The sequence below is a fragment of the Vreelandella aquamarina genome, from assembly GCF_900110265.1.
GTDB classification, from domain to species: domain Bacteria; phylum Pseudomonadota; class Gammaproteobacteria; order Pseudomonadales; family Halomonadaceae; genus Vreelandella; species Vreelandella aquamarina.
Genome location: NZ_FODB01000018.1, coordinates 45566 through 60693, shown reverse-complemented (window position 1 = coordinate 60693; position 15128 = coordinate 45566). Strand labels below are relative to the sequence as shown.

Sequence of the window (15128 nt, the reverse complement as noted above, 5' to 3'; positions counted from 1 at the left end):
CGCTCGGCACCTTCTGCAGGGTCAGCAGTTGTTGGAAGGGCTTGTCGCGGCGGAAGTTCTCGACAGCGTCATAGTCGCTCATGCCCAGACACAGCAGGCCCAGGTAGCTCTTGATCACGTCACTGGTGCGCATGCCCAGCGTGGTGGGGAAGCGGCTGTCGATGCTGTCGACGCCAGCGATCTCGAAGCATTGCCCGATGATGGACAGCCCGGCGTGGCTGGTGAGGGTGCGGCAACTGGCGCGGAACTTTATGTTGGGCATGGCACTGTCTGGGTGAATGGCGATAATGGCTATATTGCCATGCAGGTCAGTGGGTTAGAAGTGCTTCCGGGGGCCGGTCTCACGGATTCAGGTATAGAGTCACCATTATCAAGAGGCTCTAAAAAAACTAGGCACCCACGCTTGACAAGGCATTGGCTAGTTATATCAATCGGCCTTATTCCACTAATTCTCTTATCAACCAGCCAATCTGATAAATTTATCGGCCCACCAACATTGCCAAAAACTTTAATCACCACTTTTCTTTTATAATTTCCGGATAAAACAACATAGCTTTTTTGATACACTGCACACCTCACAACGCACTCACTTCACTCAGCTAACAAAAAATTTATCAGAATTAGCACACTGGCCTCGGCAAGCCACGCCTTTTAAGCTCTTCCTCTATCGTACTCATACCCGCCAAGACCTCTTTTTCTATGCGTGCCCAATTACAGGTATCGGGATGTCGATTCCAATTTTCCTGATTATTAACCAAAACATTATTCTTCAAATGACAATAGGTATCCTGGATGTTCATATTATTTTCTCATTAAAAACGGGGCCTTTCGGCCCCGTTATATATCGATCAATCAGCTTAAAAGCTAACCCATTAACCCAGCAGAGACAGCACGTTCTGCGGAATCTGGTTGGCCTGTGCCAGGACAGACGTACCGGCCTGCTGCAAAATTTGTGCGCGGGTCATATTAGCCACTTCGACCGCATAGTCAGCGTCCATAATGCGAGACTGGGCAGCCGCCAAGTTGGTAGCAGTGAGCTGATTGCTCTCGATCACAGAAGCCAGACGGTTTTCCGTTGCGCCAAGATAGCTTCGCTTTGCATCTACCATACCAATGGCTTTATCTAACGCGGCCAGTGGATTACGCGGCACCCGCAGCCTGAAATCGTCGCCGTTTTCGCGAATTTGTAAGCGCGTATGGGGAATACCATCGTCATCAAAGCCATCCGCATCGGTCAGGGCAACAATGCTGAAATTAGTGCCACGACTCACATTACTGGGGTAGTAAACGAGAACTTCGCCGCTTCCATTCGACGTCCTCAGCACTACTTCACTGGTGCCTTCTAAATCAACCAGCGTGGCTGTTTTATATCCTCCGATGACTGCGCTCTCACCCGGCAAACTAAAGTAATAAGCACCGTCTTCACCCTGACGCAGTACATCTTCAAACTGCTGCCCCTGGGCATCCGTGTACTGAACACTGACATTACGAGGGTCAATCGTAATTTGAGAATAACCACTCACACTCTCACGTTCCTGGCTCGCCATGCCCAGCACGTCTGCTACTGTTTGGGTAGCGGTTGCAACGGCGCTGATGGCATCCCCTTGAGAATCTAACACCAGCTCTAAGTCAGCTTCAAAATACGCTTGACTACCGTCTGCTTGCTCACCACGAATCATCCACTGACCATCATCTGCACGCTGCACCACCGCAAGGTTACTCAACCCTGCTAAATTGCCATTAAAGGTAATATCCGTTGCCGGAGACAACGCAGAAAAATCCGCGGCTGGCACTTCGGGATCATTTAGCGTCGGCTGTTCAGAGAAATTACTTCCTACAAACGCTTGAGCATCTGCTTGCAGAACTAGGTCTTTTTCCGGGGTCACTGTGACAAGCTCAAAATACTCATAGTCAACAGCAGAGCTTCCGGTTCTTACAAAGAAATCACCGTTTTGATCATTGACTAACACGCCACTAGGGTCTGAAAACTGTAGCGATACTCCACTGGTCGCGTATGGGGTGCTATTAAACGTAAAGTCACCAATGACCTGGGGGAAGCTATCACCCGCGTCAGGCACAATGGGGCTAGTTTCGGCTGCGAATACCAACCGGTTGTTGGCAGTTACGCTATCCAACTGAAAAAAACGTTCTTCTCCACTTATATCCGCGCGAATATACAGCTCACCACTACTATCTTGAGTGAGTACTCCAGCCGTTAACTCAGTACCCACTGCGGATAAAAAGGTAGTGTTTTCAGCACCAGCCAAGCTATAGCTTTCACCGTCAAAAGTGAACGCATCGCTGATATCCGTATAGGCACCCGTTTCTATAGTGGCTGAAGGCTGTAAAGCCGCCTCCACTGGATAAGTACGTATTAATCCCATTGTTCCGTCAGGCAACGTACCCATTTCCATGGTTTCTTCATAGCTAAGGGAGAACCCCGCCTCTCGGTAGCTTAAGCTGCCATCTGCCAACCTTTCTTCAAGGTAGTAGGTGTCGTTTTGTTGGATCAGCCGTTGTCCGGCTGGCAGATCGGGTAAAGTCTCAGCCTGGGTCGCCAGCCCCCCAGCAAAGATAGGCCGAGGTGTGTTGATAGATACCTCGCTGCTATCAGTTTCCGTGGTGTGCGTGGCGGTTACCGATACTTGTGAAAAACCACCGCTGCCATCGCTGGTGTAGTAGCCAAAGCTATTGGAATAGTAGAGCGGTTGCTCGGTACCGGGTTCAAAACTTAGGGTGGTAGCTGGGTCATAGAGTGGAATATCCCGCGCAACGCCGCGTAGCGTATTGCGCTCTGTCACTTCTCCATCAATGCCCGCGATGTTCAGCCCCTCCAAACCTAGGGCTTCCACACTAAACCCTGGCGGGCTTAGATCGATTCCAAGCTGGTCGGCATCATTAGCGCCGACTTGAAGGCCAATATTGCCCGCTTGCCCGTTCATTAACGGAATGCCGTTGTAGCGCGCCGTTTCCGCAAGGCGATCTATTTCTTGCAGGTTAAAGTTGATCTCAGCCTGAATGACGTCGCCATCACGAGTAGATACCGTACCGTTGAGTGCTTGCACAGCCAACTCGCGAATACGCTGCAGTTTTTCATTAACGCTATCCAAAACGCCCTGTGCTGTTTGCGACAACGAGATACCATCATTGGCATTACGTGCAGCTTGATTCAGGCCGGTTGTTTGAGCCTGCATACGATTGCCAATGGCTAAGCCTGCAGCGTCATCCTTAGCGCTGTTAACACGCAGCCCAGAAGCCAGCCTCTCCATACTGGTGGCCAGCAATGTACTGGATCGGCCGATGCTTTGCTGGCTAACTAGCGAGGTGAGGTTGGTGTTGATCACTGACATGGTGATACTCCTTGCGTGCGAACTGGCCGGAAGGCCCGCTGTTCGGCGACATGGAGCGCCGTTATATTGATTAACGGCCTGATGGGGAGAACCTTTAGGGTGAGTAGTAAAAAATTATGTAATGTTTGGCAACTAGCTGCCTCCCACAGCAGTCACCAACTTCACCACCTACCCTGGCTCTTTCCACCTTCACCCTGGCTCAGAAGTGAAAAAGCCCCCTTGAAATGGGGGCTAGCGGGCGATTTTTAGCGGCTACCTCTTGCGCCCTAGCTGGGCATTTAGTGCATCAAACTGTTGGGTGAGGTAACTACTCATGCTGTTCATTTGCGCAATCATACTGTCCAACTGCCCGAACTGAGAGCGGTAGCGGCTCATGGTGCGCTCGATGGTCACTTCCATACGCTCAAAACGCTCATCTAGGCTTTTCACCCGGTTTTCAGCGCCGCTAATGGCCAGCTTGACCACGCCATTGTTGCTGAGCATTTGGTCAATCGTGGTGGACAGCTTGCCTGCCAGGCCGTTCTCTTTTTTATCACCCGCGAAGAAGTCGCTCAGCGCCTGGGGGTTATTGGCCACCAGGTCGGATAGCTTGTCGTCATCCACTGCCAGCTTACCGTCGCGCTGCAGGGTAATGCCTAGCTGGTTCAGGGTGCCTAGCTCGCCACCTTCCACGCCACCGGTCAACACGTTGCGTAAGCGGCTTTCAATGGTGCGCACGGTGCTGTCGCCGACCAGCTCGCCTGCGGTTTCGCTGTCGCCTGTAAAGCTGGTGAGTTTGGCAATGGTGCCTTTCAGGTCGTTGAACGCTTTCACGAAGTCGTTGATGGCTTCGCGCTGCTTGAGGGTGTCTCGTTCGACGGTAATGGTACTGGTGGCCGTTTCACCTTCGGCAATACTCAACTCGGCCAGGTTGAGCGTAACCCCTTGAATGGCCCCTTCAATCTGGTTTTTGGCACTGCTGATGGCAATGCCATTGACCGTGAGCGCGGCATTTTCGCCAGAACGCTTGGTGGCGGCATCTTCGCTAAAGGGCCCTGCTACCGTTGCCGCGGGGTCCTGGCTGGTATCTACAAAGCTGAAGCCTTCAATCGAAGCATCCGCACCTGTAGCCTTGGAGCTGAGCGCCAGGCGGTAGCCTTCCCCATCGTTGATGATGGTGGCGTTAACACCGGCATCCTTGTGGGCGTTAATGGCGTTACGAATGGCTTCCAGGCTGCTGTTGGGGGCAATGGCAATATCGACCGAATCCGCGCCGCCAAAATTGAGCCGTATGGCCGTGGCCCCTTGTAGGTCTAGCGCGGCGTTTTTTTCACCCGTGATGCGGTTAGATGCCAGGGTGCCAGAGGTGGCCAACTGAGATACCTCTACCCGGTAGCTACCGGGCAAGGCACTGGCGGAGGTAGTGGCTTTAATGGCATCGCCACGCACGTTCGCGGAAAGGCTTTGGTAGAGCTTCGGGTCGTTGAGTTTCGCTACAGCATCTTGAAAGCTGTTTAGCGATGTTTGCAGCTGCCCGTAGGCAGAAATTTTCGCCTGCTGCTGTTTTTTCTGCAGCGTGATAGGCGCGAGCTTGCCCCGCTCCGCTTCTTGAAGCTGATCCAACAAGCCGGTGAGGTCCAGGCCAGAGCCGACGCCTAGAGAGGTTATTGTCGCCATGCAGATGTTCCTCGATGCAAAAGGCTAAACCCACAATTATTGATACATTGCGCCAGCGGTGGCGTTTCGACTGGATTTAATAGCATTCTTATCGACGGAACAACGGCTAACTTTAGGTCTTTTTTATCACCTAACTCCGAATACCCCATTACCCCAATAAAAACGCCTGCTTATCGCAGGCGCTTTGGAGACAGCTAAACAAAGTTGGTATTATTTTCGGCCTAGCTGTGCACCTAACGCATCAAACTGCTGGGTGAGGTAGCTGCTGGTTTGGTTCATTTGGGCAATCATGCTATCCAACTGGCCAAACTGAGTGCGGTAGCGAGAAATGGTCTGCTCGATGGATTGCTCCATGCGCGTGTAACGCTCGCCCAGCGACTCAACGCGGTTTTCAGCACCAGAAATCGCGCCGGATACCGTACCATTAGTGCCTAGCAACTGCTCGATGGTTTGGTTCACTTGGCCTGCCATACCTTCGTTATCGGCAGCGCCTGCAAAAAAGGCGGAGAGCGCACCCTGATTATTGGCAATGGCGTCGTCTAGCTTGCCGCTATCGATTTCCAGCGTGCCGTCTCGCTGCAGCGAAATACCGATATCCGTTAGCATCGAGAACTGGCCTTCGATACCTCCACCCAACACGCTGCGTAAACGCGACTCCACCGTGCGTACCGCGCTGTCGCCCAGCAGCTCCCCAGCAGCGCCGGTTTCCGCATTAAAGCTGGTGAGTTCGCCAATGGTGCCTTTTAGGTCGTTGTAGGCATCTACAAAGCCCGTCACCGCTTCGCGCACTGCTAGGGTGTTTTGCTCTACTGAAACGGTGCTATCCCCTTCTGCTTGAAGGTTCAGCGTGACGCCTTGAATTGCACCCTCTACTTGGTTAGTAGGGCTGGTAATGGCCACACCGTTGACATTAAGAACCGCATCTTGGCCTGCTTGCGTAAACTCTGATTCCAACTGCCCGCCAAATGCCGCCCCTAGCGTTATGCCTGAGATAGACGCGTCTTCACCGGTTTGCGTAGAGTTGAGTGCTAGCCGGTAATTGTCACCGTCGAAAATGATAGAGGCAGAGACACCACTATCTTCTTTCGCATTAATGGCATCACGCACTTCTTCAAGCGAGCTGTTGGCAGCAATGTCCACCACAACGTCAGCTTGATCAGCGCCTGCAAAATTGAGTGTCAGCGTGGTCGCTTCTGTGGTCAGGGCGGTGGTTGAATCCGGCACGCCTGCGGTTGCCAGGGTGCCCGATGTGGCTAACTGAGTGACGGATACGTTATAGCTACCGGGCTGCGCTTCGCCATTGGCCGTGGCAGTGAATGCTTCACCGCTAACGTTGGTCGAGAGGCTCTCATACAGTGTGCTGTCGTTGAGAGCATCCGCTGCGTCCTGAAAGGCAGAAAGGGCCGTTTGTAGCTGCCCATAGGCAGAGATTTTGGTTTGCTGGGTTTCCAGTTGCTGCTCGATGGGTTCCAGCTTGCCGCGTTCGGCTTCTTGCAACTGATCTAGCAAGCCGTTGAGGTCCAGCCCTGAACCGATACCAAGTGATGAAATGGAAGCCATGCGTACCGTCCCTTTTTCGCGTTGTGCGGCCGTCTTACCGATTTTGCGGCAGCCATTATTCAAGTTAGCTAATTAGTTATTTATTCGGCATTGAGCCTATTAACTTTAACAAATTTATTAGCCTTGGGCTTACTCATTTACCAGAGACAGCAAACCAAAGCTATAAACTTCTGTTTATTAAGACTTTCTACCGACACCCACATAGCAAACACCCGCCTCACTCAACGCGCTGGGTGCGTATAAATTACGCCCATCTACTACTAGTTTATTGTTTAGCTGGCTTGCTAACCAAGTGAAGTCAACGGTGCGAAATTCTTTCCACTCTGTGCAAATAACCAGTGCATCTGCACCTTTTACTGCCTGTATGCGATCGCCTGCGAGCATCAGGTCGTCACGCTCGCCATAAAGCCTTCGGCACTCACCCATCGCTTCCGGGTCGAACGCTTGCACCTTTGCGCCTGCTGCCCACAGGGCTTCCATCAGTGCTCGGCTGGGCGCTTCGCGCATATCATCGGTGCCGGGCTTAAATGCTAGCCCCCAAATAGCAATCACTTTCCCCTCTAAGTTACCGAGGCTCTCTTGCAGTTTTGTGTAAAGCGTTTGTTTTTGGCGCTGATTAACGGCTTCTACGGCTTTTAATAATTCCGGCGTGTAACCTAATTGCAAAGCAGCTTGCTCAAGGGCGTGCACATCTTTAGGAAAACAGGAGCCGCCATAACCACAACCAGGGTAAATAAAGTGATAGCCAATACGCGGGTCGCTCCCTATGCCCCGCCGTACGTCTTCAATATCAACCTCTAAGCGCTCCGCTAAATTCGCCATTTCGTTCATAAAGCTGATTTTGGTCGCCAGCATGGCGTTGGCAGCATATTTCGTCAGTTCTGCCGCTCGCACGCTCATAAACATGAGCTTGTCGTGGTTGCGGTTATAGGGAGCGTAGCAGGCTTTCATGCGCTCTTTTACCCGCTCGCTCTCGGTGCCTACGATAATGCGGGCGCCGCGGGTGAAGTCGTCAATGGCAGCGCCTTCTTTCATAAACTCAGGGTTGGAGCACACATCGAAAGGGTGTTCAACCTTACGTTGCTGTAGCACGCGGCTGATGGTGTCGCTCACACGCTCGGCGGTGCCTACCGGCACCGTCGATTTATCCACCACCAGCTTATAGCCCTGCATGTGCTGGCCGATACTTTCCGCGACGCTTAATACGTACTGCAGGTCGGCGCTGCCACCTTCGTCTGGCGGGGTGCCCACCGCGATAAACAGCGTGTCGCTTTCGGTGACCGCGTGGGCGGCATCTGTGGTAAACCGCAGGCGTCCGGCGGCGACGTTATGGGTAACCAGCTGGCTCAGGCCTGGCTCGAAAATAGGGATCTCACCACGGCTAAGCTGTGCGATGCGGTTAGCATCAATATCCATGCAGATGACCTGATGACCCACATCCGCCAAACACGCACCTGCCACGAGCCCTACATATCCGGTACCAAAGACACTAATCTGCATAATCAACCAGCTCTAAAAAGGAGTGCCGCAAGCCTATCACACCTTTTTTGTAATTCAGATGACACGCAAAACTCAGCCCAATACATAGACCTTGGTCTAACACTCCTACTGCTTTATAATGCACTGCAGCACACCCATTTTGCTGCGATTGCAGGAGCAACCTACCATGCCCGCTGAAGCATTATCCCCCGCGACCACTGCTTCCTTCCACGTACAGCGCAGCTTGCGCCACTGCCTTTCTAGCGTAGCGGAACTGCTTTATGAGAGCGGCCATGTGCTTGAAACCATCACCCTGATACAGCGTGGTTTATCGCACCAGGAGTTGATCTCTCTGAGCCATCAGCACCCCCGTTGGGCGCTTTGCCAGCAAGTGTTGGAAGAGAGTGATGCCGCCACTTTTAATGACTATGGCCGTTTTGTGTTAACAGCCATGGGCCGCGAGCTGATGTTTGATATGTTTGGGCAGGGAGCCGCAGACTGCGCCTAACGCGTTAGCCAAGCGCCCGCTAGACAGGAGCGGGCGCTTGGCAGCACAGGCCAGGGGGATAGAGTGAGTGGTACAGCAGCGTAGCGCTTAGCGTAGGCCCAGCATGGAAAGAATAAACAGCACTACCACGATCAAACCCACGATATAGATAATATTACGCATAACGGTGCTCCTTGCTTGTTGCGTTTTCGAGAAAGCAGATGGTTGCTCACCCTTGAGCTGACCCTTCCAGCCTAGCAGGCTTTGTTTTGTTTTGCGTAATCAGCCCCCCCTATCGCGGCTTGCCTTATCAATCAGCGCGAAAAACCTAGTAAAGCATTAGATGAGACTCATCACTACTACCGTGAAGGTCACGCCGGTAAGCAAGAATCCCAACGCCAGCATCAGGCCATCCCTGGCCACCAGCCCCAGCCCAAACAGCGTGAGTGCCAATCCAGCGCCATTGGCACTGAAAGGGATGAACTCCATGGGTGGCATCGCTAACGCCACCAGCAGGCAAGCGAAGGCCGTCACCCGAATACCGATGTAGCCAGTCATCCAAGCCAAGCGCACGCCCAGCAAGCCATCGACCCATTTGGCGGGCTTTTTCATGTAGTGCAGCGCTTTATCAAACTTCTGCCGTGATAAAGAACGATTAAGCAGCCATTTAGGCAGCCAGAACGTTTCCCGCCCTACCAGCAGCTGTGAAGAGGTCAGCAGCACTAACACCGCCATCAGCGTTGGCATGCCGGGGATATCACCAATAATCGGCGCCAGCGTTATCAAGCCTGCCAATAGAAGCAGCGGCCCAAACGAGCGCCGCCCTACCGCATGCACCACATCATCCACGCTAACCTGCGCGTTTTCCCGCTCCATCCGTTCCATGGTGTGGATCAGTTCGGTTAAATTCGTCGCATCCTGCGTTTCTTTCATGGGCACTGCGGCGCTCCTTTGCCATTGAGCTCTGTTTAAAGTAGGTATGTTTCGCGTCGATCTGTTTAGCTCAGGCCTGTTGAACATCGCTGCTTGGTTAATCGCTTGGCCTCTATAGGTTAGCCCCTGGAGCCGTTCGCCACCCAAGCTTTACGCTGCCTGTTCAAGCCCTTTTAACCTTGTCACTCTTTCCGCTTGGCAAGCTGCTCTTTGAGCTGTTTGGGCACTTGCTTGATGATCAGCCGGTCCTGGGTTTCGTCATACTCAATGCTGGAACCCAGCAGGTGTGAATCAAAGCTGATCGAGACGCCTCCAGAGCGCCCGGTGAAGCGGCGAAACTGGCTGATAGTGCGTTTGTCCGGCGGGATTTCCGGCGAAAGGCCGTAGTCGGCGTTGCGAATATGGTCGTAAAACGCCTTGGGCTGCTTCTCATCCACTAGCTCGGAGAGCTCTTCCAGCGTCATGGGTTCGCCTCGGCGCAGCTGCTCGTTGGCGTAATCAACCAAAGTATCGGTTTTTTCCCGGCTGGCGTCGTCGTCCAGGTCCTCTTTTTCGACGTAGTCGCTAAAGGCTTTCAGCAGCGTGCGGGTTTCGGCGGGGGCATCGATGCCCTCTTCCATGCCCAGCAGCGCCGCTACGCCATCGGCGAGCTTTTTACCGCCCCGGTCTTTTAGAAACGAGACGTACTGCGTGCTTTCCACACCGCTCTGCCACTGGGTCAGGTTGATGCGGGCTGCCAGGGTGAGTTGGCTCGTGTTCAGTTGGGCGGCAGGCACCGCTTGGTGCGCGTCGTTAAAGCCGATACCTTCCCGCTGGTGAATGAGGGCCATCAGCAGCGTTTCCGTATCGCCCTGACGTAGATGGGCAATGACCAAGTAACCACCAACGGAGAGCTGCCCCTGCAGCGTTTGGGCCAGCCGCTCGGCCATCGCGTTCGCCAGTTGGGCAAAGGTTTGCTCGTCGGCTTGATACGCCGAAAGCCACGCCACCAGCGGCCCGGCCTGCTCGCCCTGCTCGGCAAAGCGCCCCCAGCCCTTCGCTTTGGTGTTGTAGGTGTCGTTTAGCGCATTCACTAGGCTGGCCATCACCGTGTCGTCGCTGGCGGCAGCGGCCTCGGCAGGCGGGGCCGTCACACTTAAGCGCTCGCCGTCGAGGGATGGCTCAAGGCGGTAGACAGTACTTTGCAGTAGCGGCATAAACAGGCGTTACCTTTATAAAAACGTCGAAGAGGTCACTTCAGCATCAGGGCTTCAAGCGGTAGCCGGTGCGGAAAATCCAGGCAATGGTGGCAAGGCTTGCCGCCAAAAACAGCAAAATCATCGCCACGCTAGCTCCTAAGCTGACATCGCTAATGCCGTAGAAGCTCCAGCGGAAACCGCTGACGAGGTACACCACCGGATTCGCCAGGGTCACGCTCTGCCAAAACGGGGGCAGCATATCGATGGAATAGAAGCTGCCGCCTAAGAACGTGAGCGGGGTAATCACCAGCAGCGGTACAAGCTGCAGCTTGTCGAAGCCATCCGCCCAGATGCCGATGATAAAGCCCAGCAGGCTGAAGGTGACGGCGGTCAGCACCAGAAACGTCAGCATCCAGAACGGGTGGGCGATCTCAAGCGGCACAAAGAAGCTGGACGTGCCGAGAATGATCAGCCCCAGCAGTATCGATTTCGAGGCCGCCGCCCCTACGTAGCCCACGACAATCTCCAAATAGGAGATCGGTGCCGACAAAATCTCATAGATGCTGCCGGAGAATTTGGGAAAAAAGATGCCAAACGAGGCGTTCGAGACGCTCTGGGTCAGCAGCATCAGCATAATCAAACCAGGGACGATAAACGCGCCGTAGCTCACCCCGCCAATTTCGGTAATCCGCGAACCAATCGCCGCGCCAAACACCACAAAGTAGAGCGAGGTAGAGATCACCGGCGAGACAATGCTCTGCAGCAGCGTGCGGCGAGTGCGGGCCATCTCCGCCATGTAAATCGCACGAACGGGATAGAGGTTCATGAGCGCTCCTTCACCAGGTCCACGAAGATATCTTCCAGCGAACTCTGCCGGGTGTGTAGATCTTTAAAGCTGATGCCCGCCTGCTCTAGCTGCGTTAACAGGGTAGAGATCCCTCGCCCCTCCTCTTCCTGGCGGCCATCGTAGGTGTACACCAGCTCATAGCCATCGGCGGCCAAGCTGAGTTCTTCCTGCGCCAGCGCAGGCGGCAATTCTGCCAGCGGGCTGTGGAGCTGCAGGGTGAGCTGCTTGCTGCCCAGCTTTTTCATGAGCGCGGCTTTCTCTTCCACCAGCACGATTTCGCCGCGATTGATGACGCCTATGCGGTCGGCCATCTCTTCGGCTTCTTCAATGTAGTGGGTGGTGAGAATGATCGTCACCCCATCGTCCCGCAGCCCGCGCACCACGTTCCACATATCACGCCGCAGCTCGACGTCCACCCCGGCGGTCGGCTCATCCAAAAACAGAATGCGTGGCTCGTGGGAGAGCGCCTTGGCAATCAGCACCCGCCGCTTCATACCGCCGGAGAGGGTCATCAGGCGATTGTGGCGTTTATCCCACAGCGAGAGCGACTTAAGCACTTTTTCGATATGGGCAGGGTTGGGGGATTTACCAAACAGGCCACGGCTAAAGCTCACCGTGTTCCAGACCGTTTCGAACGCCTCATTGGTGAGCTCTTGCGGCACAAGGCCAATCCGCTCGCGGGCTTGGCGGTAATCGCGCACGCTGTCGAAGCCGTCGACAATGACATGACCTTCGCTGGGATTGACCAAGCCACATACCAAGCTGATCAAGGTAGTTTTACCCGCCCCGTTCGGGCCGAGCAGAGCAAAAATTTCGCCGCGCTGGATGGTTAAATCCACACGGGTGAGCGCCTGAAAGCCACCGTCGTAGGTTTTATTCAGGCCATCGATGGTAATGATGGGGTCGTTCAAGGCGTACTCCTTACATCGCGGGACAGCGCAGAACCAGCGCAGCGCGATGCCAATGGCACCGCGACATGGCTGCCGCGATGCATGACGGCCTTTAAAAGGTATTAAGTGCGGCTGGTGATTTCGAGCAAGTGATAGCCAAACTGAGTCTGTACCGGCCCGTGAACTTTGTTGAGTTCACCGCTGAAGACGACTTTGTCGAATTCCGGCACCATTTGGCCAGGGCCAAAGCTGCCCAGGTCGCCGCCCTGACGGCCAGAAGGGCAGCTGGAGTGCTGCTTGGCCACGTCCGCGAAGTCACGGCCGTTTTCGATCTCTTGTTTCAGTGCGTTGCACTGCTCTTCACTGCTTACCAAAATATGACGGGCGCTGGCACGTGCCATAACGAACTCCTTAATAAAAAACCCAATACGGTAGGCCAGTTTATCACGCTCGCTGCTAGTCGTGACCCAAGGCACCGCTATAACGCAGCGCTTCGCCCACACTCGCCAGGGCACGTTCATGGGCCTGCACCGAGAGCGGCCCACGAGCACAGGCCACGATGACCCAGGGGCCATTGGCGGCGTCACCCGCTTGAGAGGCACGCGATGCAATACCGGCATCGCAGCTTCGCCGGTGCTGTGTGCCTGTTTTGTGCGCAAAGGTGAATTCGCTGCCCATGCCTTGTTTCAAGCGCCGCTCGCCGGACTGGGTCCGCTGCATGATCGCCAGCAGCGTTTGGCGCTGTTCTGCATTCACATCCTCCATACCACCGTGATGCAGGCTGGCCAGCAGGTCGCCATAGGCGCGCAGTGTGCCCACATTTTCACCGGTGGATTCGTAGGCATCAAAAGCGTGGTCATAGTCGGGCTGTTCGAAGATTTCTTCGCTCACTCCCAGCGTGCGAGCAAGGGCGGCCGAGCGCTGATTAACGCGATGTTGGCGCAGGGCGATAAAATCTAACCCGCCCAGTTGGCGAGCCTCGGGGTGTAACTGGCCATATACCCCTTGGCGAACTTCCACCAGCTTGCTGATGGGGCCAAGGTGCTCCGGCTGGCCGTTACTGACGGCCACCATGCGGCGGGCGCGGGCGTTCACGGCATCCAAGCCCACACGATCAATCAGCATATCCGTGGCGGTGTTGTCGCTGACGGTGAGCATCTGCTCGAGCAGGTAGCGCACCGAGATCGGCGTACCGGGGTCGTGCCAGTTGATCGGCCCTGCGCCATCGACAAAGTCGCTACGTGCCAGGATCAGGCGTTCATCCAAGGAGAGCGTGCCCGCCTGGCGCTCAGCTAGCACCTGAGCCGCTACGGGCACTTTAATCAGCGAGGCCAAATACCAGGGGGCGTCTGCCTGCCAGGAGTACGCCTCGCCTGTTGCAAGGTTCTGAACATAAACACCTAGCGCGCCGCCAAACACCTCTTCAATGGCGATTATTCGCGCATCTACATCGCCTTGCCAAGGGCTCTGTTTATCGACCTCGTAATACCAGTTCGTACTTGCCAATACCGCCGCGCTGGCTGGCAATAAAGCGCACAGCAGCACTGCGGCTAGCCAGCGTTGAAAATGTCGCAACCTTACCTCCTACCGCGGCGAGTGGCGGGCTATTTGTAACGGGCAATCCAGCGCGTTAGCCAAATCCACAACGCGGCTCCAAGAATTAACAGCCCACCCACACCAAGCGCCTGTGGATAGGTGTAAATGCCTTCGCCTTCCAGCAGAAAACGCAGCACCAGAAAAATCATCACAATGTGGAAAATAAACGCTTTGAGCGCGTCGCTCCCTACCATCGTTAATGGCCGTAGCGCCTTGGCTGCCGTAGCTCCACCAGCGAGTGCAGCGCCTAAAAGAATCAGCGCTCCGCCCACGCTGTACAGCGTGAATTTCAGCCCAGGCGGGTGCTTGCCGTCGTTATTCGCCACCGCCAGCATCGCAGCAGAAACATCGCCTTCGGCAAAGGCCAAGCCATAGAACGCGGCGATCATCAACATCCCTACGCCCACCAGCGCCAGCACCAGCTTTCGCCTTAGCGCCGTATCAAAATAGCAGCGCAGCAAGGCTTCACCGATCAGCAGGCCCGCCAAAATTAACGGCGCACGGCTAAGCTGGCCCCAGGTGTAATGGTCTTCATGGTCTACCAACAGCGCTTTTAAGGTGTCGTTACCGCCAAAGCTCAGCCCCTGCAGCCAAGCGGAGAGCGCGGTTAAGCCAATAATAAGCGCACACCGCCCCCACAGCGGTGTACGTGCCCATAATGGAAGTACCAGCGGCACCCACAGTAGGACGATGGCGTAAAAACCGAGGATTTCTACCCAAATCGCAAAGCGCTGATAAAGCAACGCATCAACAATATCGCCTGGGGCGTAATACGGCAGCATCTCGACGACCGTCAACGCCTTGTACCAAAACCACACTTCAACCGCGCGCACCCATAGTTTTAGCCGCCGTTTTGGCCACGCCTCTGTTTGGGTAGACGCTAAAAAGGCCACGGTGAGCGCAATCCCGAAGACCAGGATGAACAGGGAAGAAGAGAACTTAGTGAGAAAATGGACGGGCACCATGCCCCAATCGGGCACGTTGCGTATTCCAATCAGCCCACTCACCGTATGGCTGAGAATCATCAGCCCAATCGCTATACCACGGGCGAGATCAATCGCATCTATACGCCCTTCCGCACGAGGCAGGCGTGGCACTTCTTGCCAGGTAAACACGTTAGCAACGTCCTTGTAGGGTGTTCGTGTTAGGGAA

General features: G+C 54.7%; 12 protein-coding genes and 1 pseudogene. 1 reads left to right on the top strand and 12 read right to left on the bottom strand.

The genetic code is table 11. The annotated features are described in order from the left end of the window. The 5 genes and pseudogenes from BMY49_RS06895 to BMY49_RS06870 form a co-directional block, all read right to left on the bottom strand. Positions 1–262: pseudogene (locus tag BMY49_RS06895) on the bottom strand (IS1380 family transposase); the annotation flags it as partial. Positions 263–872: 610 nt separating this feature from the next. After that, complete coding sequence (locus BMY49_RS18090; protein WP_208596179.1) at positions 873–3350, bottom strand: flagellin N-terminal helical domain-containing protein; 2478 nt, start codon at positions 3348–3350, stop codon at positions 873–875. A gap of 252 nt (positions 3351–3602) precedes the next feature. After that, entirely contained in the window at positions 3603–5006 is a 1404-nt protein-coding gene (fliD, locus tag BMY49_RS06880; RefSeq protein WP_062360864.1) for a flagellar filament capping protein FliD, read from the bottom strand. Positions 5007–5216: 210 nt separating this feature from the next. After that, entirely contained in the window at positions 5217–6566 is a 1350-nt protein-coding gene (fliD, locus tag BMY49_RS06875) for a flagellar filament capping protein FliD (protein ID WP_089675252.1), read from the bottom strand. A 177-nt stretch (positions 6567–6743) separates the two neighbouring features. Further along, entirely contained in the window at positions 6744–8066 is a 1323-nt protein-coding gene (locus tag BMY49_RS06870) for a UDP-glucose dehydrogenase family protein (protein WP_044630020.1), read from the bottom strand. Between the two features lie 166 nt (positions 8067–8232). Here BMY49_RS06870 and BMY49_RS06865 point away from each other — a divergent pair, with 166 nt between their 5' ends. Next, entirely contained in the window at positions 8233–8553 is a 321-nt protein-coding gene (locus BMY49_RS06865) for a hypothetical protein (protein WP_054645118.1), read from the top strand. 318 nt (positions 8554–8871) lie between these two features. On the opposite strand, the gene BMY49_RS06860 is transcribed toward BMY49_RS06865, so the two are convergent. From BMY49_RS06860 to BMY49_RS06830, 7 genes are all read right to left on the bottom strand, one after another. Further along, positions 8872–9465, bottom strand: a complete 594-nt coding sequence (locus BMY49_RS06860; protein ID WP_089675251.1) for an exopolysaccharide biosynthesis protein — start codon at positions 9463–9465, stop codon at positions 8872–8874. Positions 9466–9647: 182 nt separating this feature from the next. Continuing rightward, positions 9648–10661 (bottom strand): nucleoid-associated protein, encoded by a 1014-nt coding sequence (locus BMY49_RS06855; protein WP_089675250.1) that lies wholly within the window; start codon positions 10659–10661, stop codon positions 9648–9650. Positions 10662–10707: 46 nt separating this feature from the next. Continuing rightward, positions 10708–11469, bottom strand: coding sequence for an ABC transporter permease (locus tag BMY49_RS06850; RefSeq protein ID WP_044630024.1), 762 nt, complete (start codon positions 11467–11469; stop codon positions 10708–10710). Then, positions 11466–12401: an ABC transporter ATP-binding protein gene (locus BMY49_RS06845; protein ID WP_089675249.1), complete on the bottom strand. Its 936-nt coding sequence runs from the start codon at positions 12399–12401 to the stop codon at positions 11466–11468. Before BMY49_RS06845 ends, BMY49_RS06850 begins: the two co-directional genes overlap by 4 nt. 101 nt (positions 12402–12502) lie before the next feature. Continuing rightward, positions 12503–12781 (bottom strand): peptidylprolyl isomerase, encoded by a 279-nt coding sequence (locus tag BMY49_RS06840; RefSeq protein ID WP_016915098.1) that lies wholly within the window; start codon positions 12779–12781, stop codon positions 12503–12505. A 55-nt stretch (positions 12782–12836) separates the two neighbouring features. Then, the gene (locus tag BMY49_RS06835; RefSeq protein WP_371827818.1) at positions 12837–13955 is read right to left on the bottom strand and encodes a serine hydrolase; all 1119 of its coding nucleotides are present in this window, start codon (positions 13953–13955) and stop codon (positions 12837–12839) included. A gap of 29 nt (positions 13956–13984) precedes the next feature. Next, the gene (locus BMY49_RS06830; protein WP_089675248.1) at positions 13985–15091 is read right to left on the bottom strand and encodes a heparan-alpha-glucosaminide N-acetyltransferase domain-containing protein; all 1107 of its coding nucleotides are present in this window, start codon (positions 15089–15091) and stop codon (positions 13985–13987) included. Positions 15092–15128: the final 37 nt, after the last annotated feature.